Consider the following 1,179-nt stretch of genomic DNA (forward strand, 5'->3'; position numbering starts at 1 on the left):
AGTGGTGTATAAGCGGGGTCCTTCCACGAGCGGTGGGGAGGAGGGGGTCCTTCCACCTGCAGGGGGGCCGACCTCACCCCTCCGGAGGTGCCTGCATGACCGACAGCGGGGCACCCCACGGGTCCTCCACCACGGCGAAGCGCCCGTACTCGGTGTCCATCGGCGCCATCGTGACCTTGCCGCCGCCGGACTCGACGGTGGCGACGGCGTCGTCGGTGGAGTCGACGGCGAAGCAGACCGTCCAGCCCTTCGGGGAGCCCGGCTGGTGACCGCCCAGGCCGCCGAGCATGCGATCCTCGATCGCGAAGGTCGTGTACCCCTCCGCGCCGGGCACCTCGGCGTAGGTGAACCCGAAGACCGCCGAGTAGAACTCCCGAGCGGCTGCCGGGTCGTCGACCGCGGCCTCGCTCCACACCAGCGACCCGTGCTCGTCGAAGATCCGGTACCCGGTGTGCTGCCCGGACTGCCACAGGCCGAAGGCGTTGCCCTGCGGGTCGGCGGCGATGACCATCGTGCCCATCGGCCCGACCTCCATGGGCTCCACGACGACGGTGCCGCCGGCCTCCCGGATGCGGGCCGCCGTGGCCGCGGCGTCGTCGGTCGCGAAGTACGTCGTCCAGCCCGGGGAGTCGCCCGGGTTCATCAGCGGGCCGAGGCCGGCGGCCGGCTCGCCGTTGCGGGTGGCGTTGAGGTACCCGCCGTACTCGGGGTCACCGCCCTCGAACTCCCAGCCGAACAGGCGGCCGTAGAAGTCCTTGGCGGCGTCGATCTCCGAGGCGCCGTAGTCGATCCAGCAGGGGGTGCCGGCCGGCCACGGGGTGTTGCGAGTGGGCATCGCTCCTCCTCTTCGGGTGGGGGAGGACACCGTCGCACCGGGGACCGACAGTTCCCGGGGTCCTGGGGACGCCGCTCAGAACCGCCCGCCGCCGGAGCGACCGCGGCTGCGCGAGCCGCCGAAGCTGCCCGGTCGCCGGCCGCCGCCGCGGGGCACACCCCCGCCGCCGAAGCCCCCGCCCCCGTAGGGGCCGCCGTAGCCGCCGGCACCGCCGCCGCCGAAGAGGATCCCGCCCAGCACCAGGCTGCCGAGGTCCACGCCGCCGCGGCCGTACCCCTGGCTCTCTTCACCATCTGCCACTGTCGAAATAACCTCTCCCGAACATACAGGCACGTCCGTAACTA

Annotated in this window: 2 protein-coding genes; both read right to left on the reverse strand. The window is 72.9% G+C overall.

Annotated elements, in window-relative coordinates; genetic code table 11:
• Positions 1 to 73 precede the first annotated feature (73 nt).
• Complete coding sequence (locus tag CNO22_RS27130) at positions 74 to 835, reverse strand: VOC family protein (RefSeq protein ID WP_100502313.1); 762 nt, start codon at positions 833 to 835, stop codon at positions 74 to 76.
• 75 nt (positions 836 to 910) lie between these two features.
• Entirely contained in the window at positions 911 to 1,135 is a 225-nt protein-coding gene (locus CNO22_RS27135; protein WP_198588649.1) for a hypothetical protein, read from the reverse strand.
• Between the last annotated feature and the right edge of the window lie 44 nt (positions 1,136 to 1,179).

Source organism: Geodermatophilus chilensis (genome assembly GCF_002802985.1).
GTDB lineage: Bacteria > Actinomycetota > Actinomycetes > Mycobacteriales > Geodermatophilaceae > Geodermatophilus > Geodermatophilus chilensis.